Source organism: Plantactinospora soyae, from assembly GCF_014874095.1.
GTDB lineage: Bacteria > Actinomycetota > Actinomycetes > Mycobacteriales > Micromonosporaceae > Plantactinospora > Plantactinospora soyae.
Window position 1 is genome coordinate 1,777,355 of sequence record NZ_JADBEB010000001.1, and the last position, 20,436, is coordinate 1,797,790.

The 20,436-nt window shown below is 70.7% G+C and carries 18 protein-coding genes; 9 read left to right on the top strand and 9 right to left on the bottom strand.

All coding sequences use genetic code 11. The features are described 5' to 3' along the window. The first annotated feature begins 256 nt into the window (after window positions 1–256). From H4W31_RS07895 to H4W31_RS07905, 3 genes are all read left to right on the top strand, one after another. Window positions 257–757, top strand: a complete 501-nt coding sequence (locus H4W31_RS07895; protein WP_192766059.1) for a cation:proton antiporter regulatory subunit — start codon at window positions 257–259, stop codon at window positions 755–757. 5 nt (window positions 758–762) lie between these two features. Continuing rightward, complete coding sequence (locus H4W31_RS07900; RefSeq protein WP_192766060.1) at window positions 763–1,965, top strand: cation:proton antiporter; 1,203 nt, start codon at window positions 763–765, stop codon at window positions 1,963–1,965. A gap of 202 nt (window positions 1,966–2,167) precedes the next feature. Continuing rightward, on the top strand, window positions 2,168–2,599 hold the full coding sequence (locus H4W31_RS07905; RefSeq protein ID WP_192766061.1) for a hypothetical protein: 432 nt from the start codon (window positions 2,168–2,170) through the stop codon (window positions 2,597–2,599). 442 nt (window positions 2,600–3,041) lie between these two features. On the opposite strand, the gene H4W31_RS07910 is transcribed toward H4W31_RS07905, so the two are convergent. From H4W31_RS07910 to dnaK, 7 genes are all read right to left on the bottom strand, one after another. Then, entirely contained in the window at window positions 3,042–3,680 is a 639-nt protein-coding gene (locus H4W31_RS07910; protein WP_192766062.1) for a DUF4360 domain-containing protein, read from the bottom strand. 188 nt (window positions 3,681–3,868) lie between these two features. Then, window positions 3,869–4,516 carry a DUF4360 domain-containing protein gene (locus tag H4W31_RS07915; RefSeq protein ID WP_192766063.1) on the bottom strand — a complete coding sequence of 216 codons (648 nt, stop codon included), beginning with the start codon at window positions 4,514–4,516 and terminating at the stop codon, window positions 3,869–3,871. A gap of 245 nt (window positions 4,517–4,761) precedes the next feature. Next, a complete protein-coding gene (locus H4W31_RS07920; protein ID WP_192766064.1) occupies window positions 4,762–5,382 on the bottom strand; it encodes a DUF4360 domain-containing protein in 621 nt (206 codons plus the stop codon). A 462-nt stretch (window positions 5,383–5,844) separates the two neighbouring features. Further along, the gene (locus H4W31_RS07925; protein ID WP_318783080.1) at window positions 5,845–6,291 is read right to left on the bottom strand and encodes a heat shock protein transcriptional repressor HspR; all 447 of its coding nucleotides are present in this window, start codon (window positions 6,289–6,291) and stop codon (window positions 5,845–5,847) included. A gap of 24 nt (window positions 6,292–6,315) precedes the next feature. Beyond that, entirely contained in the window at window positions 6,316–7,503 is a 1,188-nt protein-coding gene (gene dnaJ / locus H4W31_RS07930; RefSeq protein WP_192766065.1) for a molecular chaperone DnaJ, read from the bottom strand. A gap of 119 nt (window positions 7,504–7,622) precedes the next feature. Continuing rightward, a complete protein-coding gene (gene grpE / locus H4W31_RS07935; protein ID WP_192766066.1) occupies window positions 7,623–8,636 on the bottom strand; it encodes a nucleotide exchange factor GrpE in 1,014 nt (337 codons plus the stop codon). 54 nt (window positions 8,637–8,690) lie between these two features. Beyond that, window positions 8,691–10,574 carry a molecular chaperone DnaK gene (gene dnaK, locus H4W31_RS07940; RefSeq protein ID WP_192766067.1) on the bottom strand — a complete coding sequence of 628 codons (1,884 nt, stop codon included), beginning with the start codon at window positions 10,572–10,574 and terminating at the stop codon, window positions 8,691–8,693. A 302-nt stretch (window positions 10,575–10,876) separates the two neighbouring features. Here dnaK and H4W31_RS07945 point away from each other — a divergent pair, with 302 nt between their 5' ends. From H4W31_RS07945 to H4W31_RS07960, 4 genes are read left to right on the top strand one after another with little or no spacing between them, the layout of a single operon-like run. Further along, entirely contained in the window at window positions 10,877–12,757 is a 1,881-nt protein-coding gene (locus tag H4W31_RS07945) for an ABC transporter (RefSeq protein WP_192766068.1), read from the top strand. Then, window positions 12,754–14,472 (top strand): GTPase, encoded by a 1,719-nt coding sequence (locus H4W31_RS07950; RefSeq protein ID WP_192766069.1) that lies wholly within the window; start codon window positions 12,754–12,756, stop codon window positions 14,470–14,472. Before H4W31_RS07945 ends, H4W31_RS07950 begins: the two co-directional genes overlap by 4 nt. A 16-nt stretch (window positions 14,473–14,488) precedes the next feature. After that, window positions 14,489–14,926 carry a hypothetical protein gene (locus tag H4W31_RS07955; protein ID WP_192766070.1) on the top strand — a complete coding sequence of 146 codons (438 nt, stop codon included), beginning with the start codon at window positions 14,489–14,491 and terminating at the stop codon, window positions 14,924–14,926. Window positions 14,927–14,935: 9 nt separating this feature from the next. Then, complete coding sequence (locus H4W31_RS07960; RefSeq protein ID WP_192766071.1) at window positions 14,936–16,165, top strand: hypothetical protein; 1,230 nt, start codon at window positions 14,936–14,938, stop codon at window positions 16,163–16,165. 34 nt (window positions 16,166–16,199) lie between these two features. Here the strand turns inward: H4W31_RS07960 and H4W31_RS07965 are convergent, their stop codons facing one another. After that, a complete protein-coding gene (locus H4W31_RS07965) occupies window positions 16,200–16,817 on the bottom strand; it encodes a Uma2 family endonuclease (RefSeq protein WP_192766072.1) in 618 nt (205 codons plus the stop codon). Window positions 16,818–16,969: 152 nt separating this feature from the next. After that, window positions 16,970–18,496, bottom strand: coding sequence for a M28 family metallopeptidase (locus tag H4W31_RS07970; protein ID WP_192766073.1), 1,527 nt, complete (start codon window positions 18,494–18,496; stop codon window positions 16,970–16,972). 383 nt (window positions 18,497–18,879) lie between these two features. On the opposite strand from H4W31_RS07970, the gene H4W31_RS07975 reads away from it, so the two are divergent. Further along, a complete protein-coding gene (locus tag H4W31_RS07975) occupies window positions 18,880–19,575 on the top strand; it encodes an NUDIX hydrolase (protein WP_192766074.1) in 696 nt (231 codons plus the stop codon). Window positions 19,576–19,655: 80 nt separating this feature from the next. After that, window positions 19,656–20,312, top strand: a complete 657-nt coding sequence (locus tag H4W31_RS07980; protein ID WP_192766075.1) for a hypothetical protein — start codon at window positions 19,656–19,658, stop codon at window positions 20,310–20,312. Window positions 20,313–20,436 lie beyond the last annotated feature (124 nt).

Consider the following 20,436-nt stretch of genomic DNA (forward strand, 5'->3'; position numbering starts at 1 on the left):
GTCACATCCGCTTCGGCTGCCGGCCGGGGTGCCGCCGCTCCGCCCACTGTCCCAGACCCGGCCGGCCCCCGATGCTGGCCGGCCGCGCGATGGACGGCGGGTTGGCGACCGTCCGCCCGCAACTTTCGGGACAGCCTCCACATAGCTCCCAGTGTCGAGTCGACGGCCCGTTCCCACCGCCTCGATGTTCCGGGGCCGCCCGTTCCGCGAAGCACCACTTCCCGGCCCTCGATCGACAGGCGGTACCGTTGGCCGGGTGCGAGTACGTGTGGAACAGACGGCACTGCCCGGAATCGGTGTACGCCACGACCTGGTGACGACCTCCGGCCGTCGGCTCGGCGTGGTCACGCACCGCAATGGTCGACGAGACCTGGTGTTGTACGACCCCGACGATCCGGATTCCTGCACCGCCGACATTCCGCTCACCGATGACGAGGCGGAGGCGCTGGCGGACATCCTCGGCGCCTCGCTGATGCTGGGCCAGCTCTCCGGCCTCCGGCAGCAGGCCGCCGGACTGCTCACCGAGCAGGTCTCCATCCCGGCCGGCTCGCGGTACGTCGGCCGCCGGCTGGGCGACACGCAGACTCGCACCCGTACCGGCGCCTCCATCGTCGCGGTCCTTCGGGAGCGCGAGGTGATCGCCTCTCCAGATCCCACCTTCCGGTTCGAGGCCGGCGATGTAGTGGTCGTGGTTGGCACCCGCCAGGGACTCGACGGTGTCACCGCGATCCTCGCCGAGACCGATCCGGACGGCTGAGGCGTATGCATCACACCACAGTCCTGCTCATCGAGGTCGGTGCACTACTGCTCGTCCTCGGGCTGCTCAGCCGGCTCAGCCGGCGGATCGGGCTCTCGCCGATCCCGCTCTACCTGCTCGCCGGGCTCGCCTTCGGGCACGGCGGGGTACTACCGCTGTCTGCCAGCGAGGAATTCTTCGAGGTCGGCGCCGAGATCGGCGTGATCCTGCTGCTGGTCATGCTGGGCCTGGAGTACTCGGCCAGCGAACTCGTCGGCAACCTGCGCGCGGCCGCGCCGGCCGGGCTGGCCGACGGTCTTCTCAACGCACTGCCGGGCGCGGCCTTCGGGCTACTGCTGGGCTGGGGCTGGGTCGGCGCGATCGTACTGGCCGGGGTGACCTGGGTGTCGTCGTCCGGCGTCATCGCCAAGGTGCTCGCCGACCTGGGCCGGCTCGGTAACCGGGAAACCCCGGTGATCCTGTCGATCCTGGTCATCGAGGACCTCGCCATGGCCCTCTACCTGCCGTTGGTGACCGCGATCCTCAGCGGCCAGGGACTGCTCGGTGGCAGCATCGCGCTGACCGTCGCGGTGGTCACGGTGGTCGCGGTGCTGGTGGTGGCGATCCGGTACGGCCACGTCATCTCCCGGATGTTCTCCGCGCAGGACCCGGAGGCGTTGCTGCTGGGCGTACTCGGGCTCACCCTGCTGGTCGCCGGACTCGCCGCCGGCCTGCAGGTGTCGGCCGCGGTCGGCGCGTTCCTGGTCGGCATCGCCCTGAGCGGGCCGGTAGCGCACAACGCGACGGAACTGCTCTCACCGCTGCGGGACCTCTTCGCCGCCGTCTTCTTCGTGTTCTTCGGCCTGAACACCGATCCGCGGGCCATCCCGCCGGTGCTGCTGCCGGCCATCGCGCTGGCCGTGGTCACCATGGCCACCAAGGTGCTCACGGGCTACCTGGCGGCCAAACGGGTGGGTATCGCCCTGCCGGGTCGCTGGCGGACCGGGCTGGCGTTGGCGCCCCGGGGCGAGTTCTCGATCGTCATCGCCGGGCTGGCCGTCGGTACCAGTCTGGTGAATCCGCAGCTCGCCCCGCTCGCCACCGCGTACGTGCTGGTAACCGTGGTGACCGGTCCGATGTTGGCCCGGTTGCCCGACTTCGCGTGGTTCAAGCGCTGGCTGCGCCGGCAGGCGGCGCGTGGGCTACCGCCAGCGGCGGCGACCGAGTGACCGGTGCGCTGCCCCCGGGTCGCGCACCACATAGCGGGATCGCCGTTCGGCCGAGTGCACGGACACGTAACGGGTTGATGAAATAGCACTTGGCGACCCTTCCGCAGCTTGGCAACAGCGCGTTACCGTGTCGCCGCAGTAGACACTGGCACTCGCCGGGGCCAGGCGTTCCGGCGGTCGCGCGAGCGGAAAGGCGGCCCGTTTGAGCGTGCAGGACTCCGCGTTCCGAGGATTCGCCAACCCGGTCGACCCATCGCCCGCCGAGCTGCGGGCCTGGGCGTACGAGCCTGACTCGGTGCCGTTGCACACGATGCCGAAGGACTGGGATCTGCTCGTCTCCGGCGATCGGCTGATCACCACGCTGTTCGACCTGGCGATGGATCGGTCCTGTCCGGCCCGCCGGTTCGCGCTGCACTGCCTCTACATCTACGCGGCGGACGGGATCCGGACCAAGTTCCAGGCCCACCCGAAGCGGCGGTTGCGCAAGCTGGTCGAGCAGGCCGAACGGCAGGGTGACGAGCAGATGGCCATCTGGGCGCACAACACCCGGATGCTCCAGGCGAGGCCGGAGCTGTTCGACTACCGCGACTGGTGCGAGGGTGGCCTGGTCCGCCAGGCCCGCCGGCTCGGCTGACCGCGACTCGGCCGACCGGATCTCCTCGGGGCGTCGACGCCTCCGCAGCCGCGGGTGCCGCTGGGGGCGTCGCTGCGGGCGGAAGTGGTCCGGGACCCCCCGTGGACCCCGGGCCACCAACCACCACTGGTGCCGACGCCGGAGCACGGGACCTGACCTGCGTACCGGTCCACCCGGAGTTCCGGGCGGCACCACTGGTCAGGTTACTGACCTCGTCGGCCGCGTGCGCCCGAATCGGGCAGCCGGCCGAGCGGGGTACTCGGACCGTCCGGGGTTCCGTCACCCGGGGTCCGGCAGGAAGAGCTGGCGCTCGAACCACCTGTCTACGAGCGCCAGCGATAATCTTCGCTTGAGCCGTCGCGACGCCGACCGGCCACTGCCGTACCGGCGTGCGTCGTTGTTGCCCTTCTAGGTCTGCACCGGGATCCGGTCCCGGTCCTGACTACTCGCACCGCATCCAGTTGAAGTGGTACGTCGTGCTGACGCTGCCGTCGGTGGAGTCCATCATCATGAAGCTGGTCGTCGTCGCGGGCGACGAACCACGGATCACCCGCAGTTCAGTGTTGATGTTGAACAGGCGTACCTGGCCACAGGGGGCGTAGACCAGCGAGGCCACGTCGGTGGTGTCGGTCGTCTGCCAGCTGTCACTGACCGGACCGGCGAAGGAGTGCGAGCGGGCGTCCGTCGGTGACGTGCCCTGGATGTAGTAGCTCGCCCGTTGCATGCCGCTGGCACCGCGCTCCAGATGGGCGAATCCGCGATAGTCGGCCTGCCCGATCGCGTACGTGAAGCCGCCCGGAACCTTGACCTCCAGGACCAGTTGGCAATTCTTCCGGAAGTCGGTGGGCGCGGTGCCGGCGCCGGCCTGGGCGAGATAGTCGCTGTAGGTCACCGTGAATGCCGTGTTGTCGGGCGCCGTGGCGACCGCTGCCGTACCGGCCCGGCACCCCGATCCGTTGACGGTCACAATCTCGACGGTGATGCGCTCGGCCGGCGGATTCGTGGTCGGCACGGGGTCGGCGAGTACCGGCAAGCCCAGTAACGAGGCCGCCAGACTGCCGATGACTAACGTGTGCAACATTTGCAGGGCTCCCTTCGGTCACCGTCGCGCGAGCCGTTGCCCGCGCGATGTATCACACTTCATCCATCGATCGGATGGCCCTTTTTGCGGGGCACCCGCGCCGGCTGGACAATGCCGGCCGGGCGGGTACCCACCCCTGGGACGGAGTACGGGAACAGAAACCCGATCCACGACTCAGAGGTACTACGTCAGGACTCTTCGCACTTCTTCCATGCGAAGTGGTAGATGGTGTTGATGCCACCGTCCGTCGAGTCCATAGCCATGAAACTGGTGGTGGTCGCCGGGTTGGACGTACCGACGTTCACCCGCAGTTCGGTGTTGATGTTGAGGAAGCGCATCTCGCCGCAGGGCGCGTAGCTCACCGAGGTCAACTCGGAGGTGTCCGTCGTCTGCCAACTGTCGTCCAGTGGGCCGCTGAACGAGTGGTTCTTGTACGTCGTCGGCGAGGAACCCTGGAAGTAGTAGTTTGCCCGCGAAACGGCGGTCGCACCGGACGCCAGGTAGCCGTAGCCCCGGTAGTCGGCCTGGAGAATCGCGTAGGTGAAGCCCTCCGGAACATGTACCTGCAGAGCCAGCTGGCAGTTCTTCCGGGCGTCGATCGGCCGCGCCCCCACGCCGACCTGGGCAAGATATTCGCTGTAGGTCACCGTGAAGGCGGTGTTGTCGGGGGCGACCGCGACAGCCGCAGTCCCGGCCGGGCAACCCGAACCATTGATGGTAATGACATCAATGACAATCTGCGCATCCGGGGGCTCCACCGGGGGATCCGTCGGGATGACTATCGGGCCACCGAGCATCGAGGCAACGAGACTGCCAAGGGCCAGCACACTGATCATGGGTTCCCTCCCGATCGTGGCGATAATGTAGCGCGCGCATGTTCACTTTAGCTCTGTAAATTGATGTTCGTCAATGTCCGAAAATTGGATGCAACTAGCGCCGATTAGTGGTACGACCTGCTGCGACAAAAGCGAGGGCCCCCGGCCGATTAGATGGACAATAACCATTCCATCAAATCGGCCGGGGGCCCTATTTCGCGCTAGCCCCACAAACCGCCGTCAGAAGACGCGTGGCGGCGCTGTGATCAGCACTCTTTCCAACTGAGGTGGTACACGCTGCGCACACTGCCCCGCGTCGTGTCCATCGCCATGAAGCTGGTGCCGTTGCCGGCACCGCCGCCATCCACCCGCAGTTCGGTGTTGACGTTGAGATTCCGCTCCTCGCCACAGGGCGCGTAGACCAGGCCCGCGGCACGATCGGACGTACGCCAGTGGTCGCTGTACGGGCCCTTGAACTCGTGGCTCGTCTGCGCCGTCGGCGAGGTCCCCATGAAGTAGTAGTGCGAGTGCTGCGAGCCGCTGGCTCCCGACTGTAGGTGCGCGAAGCCCTGCAGATCCACCTGGGCCACCGCGAAGGTTAGCCCCTGGGGAATCTGCACCCGCAGGCTGAGCTGGCAGTTCTTTCGGGATTCGGTCGGCCTCGCGCCGTCGCCCGCCAGGACGTAATAGTCACTGTAGGTGACCGTGAAGGACGTATCGTCTGCTGCGGTGCTCACCCTGGCAGTCCCCGCCGAGCAGCCCGAGCCGTTGACGGTCTCCACACTGATGGTGATCCGCTCAGCGGGAGCCACCAAGGGCTCGGTAGCTACCGTCGAGGCAAACAGTGCCGCCGCGAGTACGCCGCCGACAGCCATCACGTTGGACATACTAGTTCCTTCCGGTCGTCGCGATGCGGTCGCGCCCGCCGCTCACCATAGTCACAACATTGATTGGCGTCAATTAATTAATCTTCAGGAAATCTTCCCTCGGCCACCGGGCAGTCGATTCTTGATTTGATCAATCAACCGCCATCCGGGCGGGTACGGAGCCACACCGGATCGGGCATCATGATTCAGAAGGCTCGCCGGCCAGCATGGTCGCACCGGTCGGGGGTCGGACCGGATCGACGGTGCGTCTTCTGAACGCGTCGGCATGCGGTGGAACCCGGTGGCAACGGATCAAGGGTTTGACGTCGCCATTAAGTACGATCGGCCCTCGCGGCGATTGCCGGGGTAATGAATCCTGCGCGTTCGAGGTAATCATTTCCGAGCGCTACCGGATGATGATTACCAGATAGCCGGAGGTGCCGCTTTCGAAAGGTTTCGGGTAATCGCGCCCGAATGGCTCGGTCAGGCCGAGGGGTCGGACCGGCGCGGGCGCCAGACCACCAGCGCGGTCGAGGCCCGGGTGGTGGGCACCAGGTCCCGACGGGGCAGGCCGCCGAGGGCCTCCAACTCCGCCACCCGCCGGTACGCCGCGTCCAGCTCCGCCTGCAGGTGCGCCACCCGCTCCTGGAGTTCGTCAACGAGCTGCTCCAGGACGATGATCCGCTTGATTCCGGCCAGGTTGACCCCGTCGTCCTGGCTGAGACGCTGCACCTCGCGCAGCAACGCGACGTCGCGGACGCTGTACCGGCGGCCACCCCCGGGCGCGCGGCCGGGCTGGACCAGGCCCATCCGGTCGTACTGCCGAAGGGTCTGCGGATGCATCCCGGCCATCCGGGCCGCCACCGAGATCATCAAGACCTTGGCGTCGGACGCCTGCTCGATCGAGACGACGACGTAATTCTCAGCCACCTTGATCACCTCCGCGTTGACCGGTCAGTTGAAACGACGCACCCGGGCGTCCAGATGTTCCCGTCCCGCCGGGGGCGTCTGCGCGGCGAACGCCTCCAGCGCCTCGCGGGCCTCGGCGGAAAGCTGCTCCGGCACCACGATCTCCACGGTCACCAGCAGGTCACCGGCCTGCCCGTCGCGCCGGGCCACGCCCCGCCCCCGGGCCCGCAGGGTACGACCACTCGGCGTACCGGGCGGCACCCGCAGGGTCACCGGAGCGTCCAGGGTGGGCACCCGCAGATCGGTGCCGAGCACCGCCTCGGCGATGGTGATCGGCACGGTCAGCGTCAGGTCGTCGCCACTGCGCCCGAACAGCTCGTCGTTGCGCACCTTCACCAGCACGAACAGGTCGCCGGCCGGACCGCCCCGGTCACCCGGTTCCCCGCGCCCGGCGAGCCGGATCCGCTGGCCGTCGGCGACCCCGGCCGGGAACCGCACGTTGAGGGTGCGCGACTTGGTCACCCCGCCGGTGCCCCGGCACTCCGGGCACTTCTCGTCCACGATCGTGCCGACGCCCTGGCACTCCCGGCACGGCTCGGAGAAACTGAACGACCCCTGGTTCCGGGTCACCACACCGGCCCCGTGACACTGCGGGCAGGTCCGGGGCAACGTACCCGGCTTGGCCCCGTCGCCGTGGCAGGTGTCGCAGACGCCGGGGGCCCGCAGCGTCAACGGCACCGTCACGCCGCGTACCGCGTCGTCGAAGTCCAGCACCACCTCGGCCTCGACGTCCCGCCCCCGGGCCGGACCACGGCCCCGGGCCGGACCACCACCGGAGAAGATCGAGCTGAACAGGTCGGAGAAGCCGGCACCGCCGAACCGGCGGTCACCAGCGGCGCCGCCCGGCTGACCGGCCCCGCCGAACAGGTCGGAGACGTCGAACGGGTACCCGCCGGGCTGCCCACCGGCCCTGGCGTTCCGCCGGAACGCGCCCGAGCCGAAGAGCGAGCGCATCTCGTCGTACTCCTTGCGCTTGCGCGCGTCGGCGAGTACGTCGTACGCCTCCGAGGCGGTCTTGAACCGCTCCTCGGCCTGCGCGTCACCCGGGTTGTGGTCGGGGTGCGACTCTCTGGCCAGCTTGCGGTATGCCTTCTTGATTTCGTCTGCGGAGGCGGACTTGTCCACCCCCAGTACGGCGTAGAAGTCCTTCTCCAGCCAGTCTTTGGAACTCATCGATCGTCCACCCCCTTCCCCTGTGACGTGATCGAGGCCCCGTCCGTACCCGGTCCGACGGACCCGACACGGACGGCACCTCGACCACGCACCACCGGATCACCCTCGCTCGCGGCCATTCACTCCGACTCTGGATCGGCCACCGCGACCAGCGCGGCCCGCAACACCCGGTCGCCGAGTTGGTAGCCCCGGCGCATCACCTCGACGCAGGTCGACTCGGTGACCTCGGCCGAGGTCCGGTGCGCGACCGCCTCGTGCCGGTTCGGGTCGAAGGGGTCGCCCTTCTCGCCGAACGGGGTCAGCCCGAACTTGCCCAGCGTGGCGTTCAACTGCTCGGCCACCGTGCCGAACGGCCCGACCAGGTCGCCGTGTTCCCGGGCCCGGTCAAGGTCGTCGAGTACGGGCAGCAGGGCGACGAGTACCGCCCCGGTGGCCTGCTCCGCGACGAGACCCCGGTCCCGGTCCACCCGCTTGCGGTAGTTGGAGTACTCCGCCGTCACCCGCTGGAGGTCCCTGGTCCGCTCGTCCAGTTCGGCGCGCAGGACCGCCAACTCGGCACCGAGCGGGCCAGGGCCGTCGACCTCCGGGGTACCGCCGCCGACCGGGGTGGCCGGCGCGTCCACCACCGGACCGTCGGCGCCGGACGGCTTCTCCGCCTCCAGCACCTCGGCGAGTTCGGCGTCGTCCACCACCGGGGTGGCCGGGGCCGACTCGTCCGTCGCGGCATCGGGTACGGCCGTCGTGTCACCCGGGTCGCTCGGCGCCGCCGAGTCCGGTACGTCCGGCGTACCGTCGGTCGACTTCGCGTCGTCGACCGTGCCGGCGGCGCCGCTCGACTCGGTGTCGTCGACCTCGCCGGCCGCTACGGTCGGCGCGTCGGCGCCCGCCGGCGGCTCGGGATCCGGGTTCGGATCCTTCACCGCCGTCGGGGCGGCGTCGACCGCGTCCGCGTCGTCAGCGCCGTCGGGCTGGGCGTGCCGGCCCGGGTTGACCTTGTCCCCGGTCATATTGATCTTCCGTTTGTCCCGGATGACGATGCCCTCGGCGGCCGCGCCCTCGGCCCGGCCGGGTGCGGAGCCACCCGGCGCCGATCCGGCGGTGTCCGGATCGGCGGCTCGTGGCTTGTCCGTCATGCGACTACCTCGATCCGTCTTGCTCAGGGCCAACGTGACTGCGGAGGTGACGGGTCACTTCTTGTCGTCCTCGTCGACGATCTCCGCATCCACCACGTCGTCGTCGCCACCGGCCTTGGCACCGGTCGGCCCGCCGTCCGTGGCGCCGGTGCCGGCTCCGGCACCCGGCTGAGCCTGCTCGCCCTGGGCCGCGTAGAGCAGCGTGCCGGCCTCCTGGGAGACCTTGGCCAGCTGCTCGTGCGCCGACTTGACGTTCTCCAGGTCGGTCCCGCCGAGCGCCGAACGCAGGTCGCCCAGCGCCTCGTTGATCTTGTCCCGGGACTCGGCCGGCAGCTTGTCGCCGCTCTCGGCCAGGAACTTCTCGGTCTGCCACTGGAGCTGCTCGGCCTGGTTGCGGGTCTCGGCCTCGTCGCGCCGCCGCTTGTCCTCGTCGGCGTGGTCCTGGGCGTCCCGCATCATCCGCTCGATGTCGTCCTTGGGCAGCGCCGAGCCGCCGGTGATCGTCATCGACTGCTCCTTGCCGGTGCCCAGGTCCTTCGCCCCGACGTGCACGATGCCGTTGGCGTCGATGTCGAAGGTGACCTCGATCTGCGGTACGCCGCGCGGGGCCGGCGCGATGCCGGTCAGCTCGAACGTGCCGAGCTTCTTGTTGTACGCGGCCATGTCGCGCTCGCCCTGGAAGACCTGGATCAGCACCGACGGCTGGTTGTCGTCGGCGGTCGTGTAGACCTCGGACCGCTTGGTCGGGATGGTGGTGTTCCGCTCGACCAGCTTGTGGAAGATGCCGCCCTTGGTCTCGATGCCCAGGCTGAGCGGCGTCACGTCGAGCAGCAGGACGTCCTTGACCTCGCCCTTGAGCACACCGGCCTGCAACGCGGCGCCGACCGCGACGACCTCGTCGGGGTTCACGCCCTTGTTCGGCTCCCGGCCGGTGAGCTGCTTGACCAGTTCGGAGACGGCCGGCATCCGGGTCGAGCCGCCGACCAGGATCACGTGGTCGACTTCGCTGATCTTGATGTTGGCGTCCTTGATTGCCTGCTCGAACGGGCCCTTGCAGCGGTCCAGGAGATCCTGCGTCATCCGCTGGAACTCGGCCCGGCTGAGCGTCACGTCGAGGTGCAGCGGAGCCGAGGGAGCGCCGTCGGAACCGCTCGGACCGGCGGTGATGTACGGCAGGTTGATGCTGGTGGTGGTGGCGGCGGAGAGCTCGATCTTGGCCTTCTCGGCCGCCTCGCGGAGCCGCTGCATCGCCATCTTGTCCTGGGACAGGTCGACACCGTGCTGGCCACGGAAGGTCTTCACCAGGTGCTCGATGACCCGCTCGTCCCAGTCGTCGCCGCCCAGGTGGTTGTCACCGCTGGTCGACTTGACCTCGATGACGCCCTCGGCCAGCTCCAGCAGCGACACGTCGAAGGTGCCGCCACCGAGGTCGAAGACCAGGACGGTCTGCTCCTTGGAGCCCTTGTCCAGGCCGTAGGCGAGCGCCGCCCCGGTCGGCTCGTTCACGATCCGCAGCACGTTGAAGCCGGCGATCTCCCCGGCCTCCTTGGTGGCGGTCCGCTGGGCGTCGCTGAAGTACGCGGGCACCGTGATCACCGCGTCGGTGATCCGCTCGCCCAGGTACGCCTCGGCGTCCCGCTTGAGCTTCATCAGCGTCCGCGCGGAGATCTCCTGCGAGGTGTACTTCTTTCCGTCGATGTCAACGGACCAGTTGGTGCCCATTTCCCGCTTGACCGACCGGATGGTCCGGTCCGGGTTGGTCACCGCCTGACGCTTGGCGACCTCGCCGACGAGCACCTCGCCGTTACGGGCGAACGCGACGATCGAAGGAGTCGTCCGCGAGCCCTCGGCGTTCGCGATGACGGTGGGCTCACCGCCTTCGAGAACGCTCACGCAGGAGTTCGTCGTGCCGAGGTCGATCCCGACCGCACGTGCCATCTTCGCTTCCTCGCTTCGTTACAAGGCAGGTGACGGGCGCCGCCCGCTGCGCACCCACCGCAAGTTGAGTGGACCGGGCTCAATAGTGCCACGATCTCCGGCAACGTCAAAGTCGGACTTGAGTCACTTGGACGCAACCCCCCGATCCGCCGCCTCACCGCCCCCGGCCAGCCAGCGGAGCGGCATCGAAGAAGGTCACAGCGGTACGGATCGCCCGTTCTCCGCTCCGCGGCCGGCAACGCGCTGATCCGTAAGCAACCGTGCCTGTTGTCTGTGTTGCAGGGATCGGGCAGTCTTTACCCGTGACGACCCACGGCGATCCGGCCACCGGCCTCGGCACGCCCATGGTCGGCCCGAAAACCCCCATCACCGACATTCGTTTCGACACGGTCGATTCTCACCCACCGCCGAGGACCGGCGCTCCCGACACCGGGCGGCGCGTAGAACCGGACCTGCGTACGGCGCTGGGCGAGTTGCGTACCGTGATCGACGGCACGGCGTACCCGCTGACGCTGCCCGGGGCGGACGAGGCCCGACAGGGCGGCGCCGCGCTGGTCGCACAGCTCGACGACTACCTGCTGCCGCGCCTGTCCCGGCTCGACGCACCGCTGCTGGTGGTGGTCGGCGGATCGACCGGTGCCGGCAAGTCGACCCTGGTCAACAGCCTGGTCCAGGCCCGGGTCAGTGCGGTCGGCGTGCTCCGGCCGACGACCCGCTCGCCGGTGCTGGTCTGCGGTCCGGCGGATTCGGCCTGGTTCCGGCAGGGTGACCTGCTGCCCGGCCTGACCCGGACCACCCAGCCCGGCGACCGCCCGGACACGCTGCAACTGGTCGCCGCGCCGGCCCTGCCCGCCGGGCTGGCCTTCCTGGACGCGCCCGACATCGACTCGGTGGTCGACGCCAACCGGGCGCTCGCCACGCAGCTGCTCGCCGCCGCCGACCTCTGGCTCTTCGTCACGACGGCGGCCCGGTACGCCGACGCGGTGCCCTGGGAACTGCTCCGCACCGCGAAACTGCGCGGCACGGTGGTGGCGTTGGTCCTCGACCGGGTGCCACCGGCGGCGACCGACGAGGTGACCGCCCACCTCTCGGAGATGCTGACCGCGTACGGGCTGGCCGCCGCGCCGCTGTTCGTGCTCCCCGAAACGGTGGTCGACGGGCAGGGACTGCTGCCGGGCCGGCTCACCGAACCGCTGCGGACCTGGTTCGCCCGGCTCGCCGCCGACTCGGACGCCCGCGCGGCCGTGATCCGGCAGACCCTGGACGGTGCCGTCAGCGCGCTCGTGCCGACGGTCGAGAGCCTGGCCAAAGCCGCCGACCAGCAGGCCGCGGCCGCGCAGGCCCTGGACCTCCGGGTCCACGCCGCCTACCGGGCCGCCCGACACTCGGTGGAGCAGAGCCTGCGGGACGGCCGGCTGCTCCGGGGCGAGGTACTGGCACGCTGGCAGGAATTCGTCGGCACCGGAGAGCTGTTCCGGACCCTCGAGGCCCGGGTCGGCCGGCTCCGCGACCGGCTCGTCGCGGCGATGACCGGTCGCCCCGCCCCGAACGCCCAGCTCCGGACCGCGATCGAGTCCCAACTGGTCACCCTGCTGCGGGAGACCTCCGCGGTCGCCGCCGAGCAGAGTTACGCCGCCTGGCAGGCGCATCCGGCCGGAGCCGCACTGCTCACCCCCGAACTGGCCCGACCCGACGACGACCTGCCGGAACGCGCCGAGCGACTGGTCCGCGACTGGCAGCGTGGCGTCCTGGAACTGGTCCGCAACCAGGGCGGCGACAAGCGCTTCGTGGCACGCAGCGCGGCGTACGCGGTCAACGCCACCGGCCTGGCCGTCATGATCGCGGTCTTCGCCTCGACCGCCTTCATCCCCACCGGCCTGGAGGTCGCGGCGGCCGGCGGCACCACCGTGGCCGCGCAGAAGGTCCTCGAAGCGATCTTCGGTGACCAGGCGATCCGCACCCTGGCCGGCCGGGCCAGGTCCGAACTGCTGCTCCTGGTCGACCAGTTGCTCGACCAGGAGGCCGCGCGCTACCTCAGCCGGACCGCCGCGGCCGGAGTCGACGCCGGGCCCGGCGACCGGCTGCGCGAGGCGGGCCGAACCCTCGACGCCGCCCGGAGCCGTACCGCGTCCGTCGAAGATCCCGGAGCCGCCGGAGCAACCGGACCGGAGGCGACCCGATGACCGACATCCTGGGCCGGGTACGGAACGCGGTCCGCGGCGACCAGCGGATCGACCCCGACCGGCTGGTCGAACGGCTGACCGCGATCGACCGGTTCATCACCGTCGTCGACGGCCAACTCCCCGACGAACGGCTGGTGCCCGCACACACGCTGGTCGAACGCGCCGGCACCCGACTCTCGCTCTCCGGGGCCCACACCGTGGTGGCGCTGGCCGGCGCCACCGGCAGCGGAAAGTCCAGCCTGTTCAACTCGCTGGCCCGGTTCGAGATGTCCCCGGTCGGCGTGCGGCGGCCCACGACCGGAGTCACCCATGCCTGCGTGTGGGGGCCGCTGGACGGCGCGACCAGGCTGCTCGACTGGGTCGGGGTGCTACCCCGGCACCGGTTCGTCCGGGAGAGCGCCCTGGACGGAACGGACGAGGCGGCCCTGCACGGCCTGGTCCTGCTCGACCTGCCCGACTTCGACTCGGTGGAACGGTCGCACCGCTCCGAGGTCGACCGGCTGCTCGGCCTGGTCGACCTGGTGGTCTGGGTCGTCGACCCGCAGAAGTACGCCGACCGGGTGCTGCACCGCAGCTACCTGCGCGAGTTCCGCCGGCACCAGGACGTCACCGTCGTGGTGCTCAACCAGGCGGACCGGCTGCCGGGCGCCGAACTGCCCCGGGTACTGGCCGACCTGCGCCGGCTGCTCGACGCCGACCAGCTCAGCAAGATCCCGGTGCTCGCCACCTCGGCCCTGCGCGACGCCGGAACGGCCCCGCTGCGGTCGGCCCTGGAACAGACCGTCGCCGAGCGGCAGGCGGCGCTGCGCCGGCTCTCCGCGGACGTGGACGAGGTGGTCGACGGGCTTTCGGACCTGATCGGATCCGCTCGGGCCGACGTCGACGTCGACCGGCCGACGATGCGCCGGCTCATCGACGCGCTCGCCGGCGCTGCCGGCGTACCGGCGGTGGCCGAGGCGACCGAACACGCCTACCGGCACCGGGCGGTCGCGGCCACCGGTTGGCCGCTGGCCCGGGGCTGGCGGCGGTTGCGCCCCGACCCGTTGCGCCGGCTGCACCTGGCCGGCGCGACCGGACACGGCCCGGCCGGCACCCCCGCTCTGGAGGACGGCCTCGGCGGCGACCGGCCGGCGCCGGCGGCGACCTCGGTGCCCGAGCCGACCGCGGCGCAGCTCGCCGCCGTCGGGCTGGCGGTACGCGCGGTCGCCGACCGGGCCGGTACGGGCCTGCCGGCCGCCTGGTCGACGGCGGTGACCGCGGCCGCCCGGTCCCGGATGACCGACCTCCCCGACGCGCTGGACCGGGCCGTGGCCACCACCGACCTCGGAGTGGACCGCCGGCCGGTCTGGTGGCGGTTCGTCAACGCGGTGCAGTGGTTGGTGACCGTCGCCGCCGGGTTCGGGCTGGCCTGGCTGCTCCTCGGGTACGCGGTCCGGGCGCTCGGTCTTCCCCGGCTGGAGTACCCGATGGTCGGGCTGACCCCGCTGCCCACGGTGCTGCTGCTCGGCGGCCTGCTGCTCGGGGTGCTGATGGCGGTGCTGGTCCGGCCGGTCATCCGGTGGGCGGCCCGACGGGCCCGGTGGCGGGCCGAGGGCCGGATGCACGACGCGGTGGCCGAGGCCGCCCAGGGGTACGTCATCGTGCCGGTCCGCGAGGTGCTGCGGTCGTACGCCGACGCACGATCCGCACTGGCCGCTGCCGACTCCCCACACTGAGTCGCGGCGAACTGCGGTGAAGGCGGGCACGGGACGCGCTCGGCACCGGTCGGTCCTGATCCGGGCCGGGCTGATCCTGCTCGGCCTCCTGCACGTCTCGTGGGGCGTACCCGCCGTGCTGGTACCCCGGTGGTTCTTCGACAACTTCCCCGGCTTCGGGCTCGGCTGGACGGCCGGCTATCCGCCGTACAATTCGCACCTGATGACCGATGTCGGGGCGGCGTTCCTCACCCTGGGCGCCATGCTGCTGGCCGCCGCCTGGCTCGATGATCGACGGGTGACCGCCGTCGTACTGAGCGGTCTGCTGCTCTTCTCGGCCGTACACCTCGGCTTCCACCTGACGCACGGCGGCACTCTGACCAGTGCCGATCTGCTTGCCAGCCGTACCGCCCTGCTGTCCGGGGTGATCGGTCCCGGCGCGCTGCTGGTACTCGACCACCGCTGGCGGGCGTAGTGTCGAGCCATGGCCTCGCCTCGGACCCCCTTTGAAGCCGTGCTGCACGCCGCTCGCGACGTGACCAAGCTCGACTGCGCGCTCGACGCCGAGATGCTCGGAACGGCACTTCTGGGCAGTGTCTATGCCATCGCGGAGGAAGACCGCAGCAGCGCCGTCCGGGAATTCGTCAGCGACTTTCTCTCCGCGACGGCGCGCCGCCGGACCGCCGCCGCGACCACCATCCGGACCGTCTTCGCCGCGCTGGTGCCGGACGCCGTCGGCGCCGCCTCGGTCAAGCCCGGCACCCAGGCGCCGTCGTGGTCCGGCCAACTCGGCAAGGTACGCCTGACCGGCAGCTACGCCTACGGCGACGTGTACGGCGACCAGACCTCGTACCTCGCCACCTTCGCGTACGACGACAGTGAGGCGGGCGGCCCCGAGCACGCCGTGGTGGCCCTCGTCGACCACAACATCGGGATCACGAAGGATGTCTTCGTCGGCGGCCCCGCCGAGCGGATCCTCGGACAGGTCCGGGAGATGTGCGCCGACGACGAGTTGACCTGGTTCCGGGAGGAGGATCCGGCGCGGCTGCGCGGCGAGGTCGCCCGGCACCTGGACATCACCGACGAGTTGGGGGACCTGCCCGACGAGGGTTCGCTGGCCACCGACCGCGCCCTGGTGGGCCACCGGCTGGCGCTGCTGCCGGCACCGGCGCCCCCGGTGCTCGGTGACGACGTCGAGCCACTCTCCACGGCCGAGCGCGACCGGCTGGTACGCGCCTTCCTGGCCTCGCCCGAGGCCGCCCGGTTCGGGTTGCACCAGGTGGCCGAGGCGGATCTCGCCTCCCTGCACTTCTGTCTGAGCCTGGTGCTGGACCATTCGGCGTCGTTCCCGGACGCGGACCCGATGCGCTGGAGTCCGGCGGTCGCCGGGCTCTTCCTCCTCGACTGGGTGCACCGGCGGGCGGTGCTGGACATGGACGACGCGGCGATGCTGCCCCGGGTGGTCCGGAGCTGGGCCGCGTACGCCGCCCGGCAGCGGGCCCTGCCGGGTGAGGCGGCCTCTCAGACCGACACTTCGGTCGAGGAGATGGTGCCGGAGTTCGTCCGGCTCTACACCACCGGCGAGCGGCGCAGTCCGGCCACGGCGGCGGTGGCACAGCTGATGGCCGAGGGTGTCGACCCGAACGATCCGGAGGCGCTGGACGCCTGGATCGAGGCGAACCGGCAACGGCTGGGCGACGACCCGGTGCAGTGATGCGGGGCGGGGCGCCCCGACCCGGGAACTCCGACTACTGACGCTCGTCGGCGGTCCGGCTCAGCAGCCGGCCCCGGCGGGCGGTCAGGCCGGGCAGGTCGACCCGGACCGGCCACGGCTGGTCGGTCGCGAACGGCTCGGTGGTGTAGTGGGTGACGTACCGGTACTGCCGGGCGCCCGGGTCGAGCACCAGCTCGGCGAGGGCGATGGTCGGCTTCTCCTCCTCCGGCACGACGATCCAGTACGCCGGTACGCCCGCCCGGGCGTACAGCGCCCGCTTGGTCTCGGTGTCCCGGAGCGCGGAGGTCGGTGACACGACCTCGACGACCAGCAGCGCGTCGGTGATCGGGAACGGGGTACGCCGCAGGTGCTGCGCCCGGGTCACCACCCCGTCCGGCCGGGGCTCGTTGTGGTCGTCGACCGTGGTCGACTGGTCGGTACCGACCGCGTACTCGTCAGAAGGGCTGGAGTCTTCCAGCAGGTTGGCGATCCAGCGGGCGATGGTGTTGTGGTCGATCGTGGCCGAGGGGGACACGATGATGCTCCCGTCAATCAGCTCGTAGCGCCGGCCGTCATCGGGCAGGGCGTGCAGGTCTGCCGTGCTGTAGCCGTGCGGGCCGGGCCGGTCGAGGGCGATCGGGACGGCGGTCATCGGAGGACCTCCGGGATCGGTCGGGGGCGCCACGAGGTCAAGGCTACGGGTGGGACGTTCACGGGCGCCACGATAACGGTGAGCACCGACAGGTTCACGCAAACGGCGGCGGGGCGGCGCTTTCGCACCGCCCCGCCGTACCCGGGAACTTCTCAGATCGCGACCTCGTGGTCGTCGTGCAGTCCGCCGCCGCCCCCGGCCGGCGCGGTGGTACCACTCGCCGGGCCGCTGGTCGGCGCGGTCAGGCTGCGGGTGTCGTAGGCGTAGGTGATGACCGCGTGCGCGACGGCGTCGGACATCTCGTCGATGGCCTTCAGGCTGATGTTGTCGATGTCGTCGCAGGCCTGGTGGTAGCAGGGGTCGTAGGCGACACCGGCGGTGCCTCCGTAGACCCTGGCCTCCTCGGCCGTCTTGACCAGCTCGGCTCCGGTGAACAGGCCACCGGACGGAATGTCCACACCGGCCGCGATGAACGGGCCGTAGTCACTGCGTCCGGAGAACGGCGTCTCCGCCGAGGCCAGCCGCTGGGACCGGAAGTAGTCGTGGAACAGCTTCTCGATCGCACCCGAGCCGGGCGGGCCGACCGCCGATCCGGTGCCGGGCGGGAACGCCGAGTTGTCGCCGTCGTAGACGAACCGGACGTAGTTCGGCGAGCCGACCATGTCGAAGTTGAGGTACAGGGCGATCCTGTCCCGCTCGGCCGCCGGCAGGTTCGCCACGTAGTGCGTCGAGCCGACCAGGTTGGCCTCCTCGGCGCCCCAGAGCGCGAACCTGACCTTGTTCCGGGTCGGGAAGATGCTCATCTTCTCGGCGATCTCCAACAGGGCGGCGCTGCCGCTGCCGTTGTCGTTGATCCCCGGGCCCTCCGGTACGGAGTCGAGGTGCGCTCCGGCCATCACCACGTTGCCGGGGTTGCCCCAGCGCGACTCGGCGAGGAGGTTCTCGGTGCTGGCCATGCCCCGGAAGGTGTCGGTGAAGACCCGCAGGGTGAGGCCACCGGCGACCTGGCCGACCAGTTCCTGGCCGAGTGCCTGGGAGACGCCGAGCGCGGCGAAGTCCAGGGTGTACGTGTTGCCCAGGGTTCCGGAGAGGTCGCCGCTGATGTTGTTGTAGATGACGGTGGCCGCCGCACCGGCCGCCGCCGCGTTGCTGGCCTTCTGCCCGAACGGGCAGGTACCCCGGCTGATCAGGACAATGGTGCCGACGTTCGCCGGGCCGAAGTCGCTGGCCGCGCAGCCCTGGGAGTCGCCGGTCGGCACGCTGGCCGGCGCGGTGACGTCGGCGCTGCCGGAGTAGCTCATGATCCGATGTGGCAGGTCGCCGGCCGGCGCCGAGGTCCGCTGCAGTTCGGACGGAGTGTTGATCAGGAACGTCTGGAAGTCGAACTGCTGCCGCGTCACCCGGTATCCGGCACGCCGGAGCACCTTCTCGGCGTAGTCGACCGACCTGTCGTAGCCGGACGCGCCCGAGGCCCGGTTGCCTCCGTTGCGGTCCGCGATCTTCTGTAGCTCCTTGAGATGCTTCTGCACCCCCTTGGCGGTCACCGCCTTACGCAACGCCCAGGAGCCGAGGCTTCCCAGGTCTGCCTGGGCGGGCGCCGGTGCGGCCACCACCGCGAGCGCTGTCACGAGCGTGGTGGCCAGCAGGCCACGGCTCCACCTACTGCTGGTGCGACCCACGCTGCCTCCTGTCACAGGTCACCGGGGTGTTCCGGTGTTATCGAGAGACGTCAGCATAGCCAGGGGTGGATGGCCGGTGAATAGTCCACACGAGTGTGCTTACTGGCCGGTAGGAGGTGGACGGTGACGACGCGGATGGGGCCGGCGAGCCTCGACGCGGGAGAGCACGTCGGGCCCGCCGGCCCCATCCGAAGACCGGTCCGCCCCCCGCCGGCCGGTCAGCACGGCGGCGCTGACCGTGGCCAGCGCCGCCCAAGGCCACCGTTGCCGGGCGGCGACCTCGTCTGAGGGATTGTGCTGCACCGGTACCTCGCGGACCGGGCTTTTTCGTCTTCCTGACGATAACGCCTGTGATAGCTTCTCGTCAAGGTGGTGATAATTCAGTGGCCGAGTACCCGCCGTTCGCCGTGACCGTCGATCTGGTGGTCCTCACCGTTCGCCAGGACGCGCTCTGCATCCTGCTCATCCGCCGGGGCATACCGCCGTACCACGGTCGCTGGGCGCTGCCCGGTGGATTCGTCGGGTTCGACGAGGACCTGGCGGACGCCGCCGCTCGGGAGCTCACCGAGGAGACCGGGGTACCCGAGGCAGTGGGCCACCTGGAGCAGTTGGGCACGTACGGCACGCCGGGGCGCGACCCGCGCGGTCGGGTGGTGACGGTGGCGTACCTGGCGCTGCTTCCGGACCTACCGCCGCCGGTGGCCGGTACCGACGCGGCCGCGGCCGACTGGCTGCCGGTATCCCGGATCGCCGAGGCCCAGCTCGCCTTCGATCATGACGTCATCCTGGCCGCCGGGCTGGAGCGGGCCCGGGCCAAGCTCGAGTACACCCCGCTGGCCACCGCCTTCTGCCCACCGGAGTTCACCATCGCCCGGCTGCGGACGGTCTACGAGACCGTCTGGAGCAGCCAACTTGACCCGCGCAACTTCCACCGGAAGGTGACCGGCACCCCCGGCTTCGTGGAGCCCGCCGGACGGGTCACCGAGGGGGATCGAGGGCGACCGGCGCAGCTCTACCGACGCGGGTCGGCCGATCTGCTGCATCCGCCGATGCTCCGCCCGTCCCTCACCCGGAGCTGACCCGACGCCCCTCGGCCGGTGCCGGGACGGGACTCGGCGCGGGCACGATTCCCGGGCCGGGGGAAGGGTCTGCCCCCGGGGTGGCACTGGGTGCCGGAACAGGGCTCGGCGCCGGGGTCGGCGCGGGAGCGGTGGGCTCGGGGACGGCGGTCGGCCCCGTGGACGGGGTCGACTCCGCCGAGGGAGTGGTCTCCGGCGAACCCGACGCACCGGTCGGTGCCGGAGATGGTCCCGGCGGCGTCGGCGACGGTCGGGCGGTACCGGTCGGCCCGGCCGACGGGGACGGCTCCGGGGACGGCGGGGACGGGGATGGCGACGGCTCCGGGGACGGCGACGGAGCGGGCGACGGCGGCAGGGTCTGCCCCGGCGTCGGCGCCGGTCCCGGAGGCGTCGGTACGGTGCCCGACTCGTTCGGGCCCGGTCCGACGTCCGGCGGCCCGCCGGGCTCCGGGCCCGACGTTCCGGCGCCGTCGGTCCAGCCGCCGGAGAAGGCGGGGAGCGGCGGCGATCCGATCCGCAGGGACCGGTCGCCCGTACCGGCCGGGCCCGGTGCCACCACCGGCGGCGTCGTCGGGAGCAGCGGTACGACCGCCAGCGGCCCGCCGGACGGCGGTGCGATGAACGGAGTGACCCCGGCCGGTGGCATCCCGTCGGCCACGGTCGCCGAACCGCTGCCGATCGCCGCCAGGATCGGCAAAGACGAGGTACCAGCCAGCAACGCGACCGTGAACAGATAGCGTCGGGTGGGTCCCGCCAGCCCTTCGGCCCGGTGGACTCCGGTCACCCGGCGGTACCCGACGTGGGCGCCGCCGGACCGCCGGTGCCGGGCCAGCAGCTTGGGAGCCGGCTCGTCGTTCCCGT